The 203-nt window shown below is 59.6% G+C and carries 1 protein-coding gene; it reads right to left on the bottom strand.

The genetic code is table 11. The annotated features are described in order from the left end of the window. Positions 1-203 (bottom strand): hypothetical protein (locus ACM6JM_RS19310; protein WP_414882356.1); only part of this gene is annotated, 203 nt, incomplete at both ends.

Below are 203 nucleotides of genomic sequence, written 5' to 3'. Positions count from 1 at the left end.
CGCGGGTGATGGTGAAGCAAATGGTAATGGGGATTTCGTCACCGGGATTCGGCGGTTGCGGCGCCTGATTCCGATTGACCCTGGGCTTGGGCTCCAGCAGTTCGCCATTGCACTTGAGGGTGATGAGGTCATACGCCCGGCAATATGGATAGGCAACGCACACCTCGGCGCTGACGAAATCCGGGCCGACGCCGTTCTTGATC

Origin of the sequence: Pseudomonas sp. IT-P2, from assembly GCF_949767575.1 — a bacterium.
Classification (GTDB): Bacteria; Pseudomonadota; Gammaproteobacteria; order Pseudomonadales; family Pseudomonadaceae; genus Aquipseudomonas; species Aquipseudomonas pharyngis.
The sequence above is the reverse complement of the archived record's forward strand: the minus strand, read 5'-3'. Positions and strand labels throughout refer to the sequence as shown.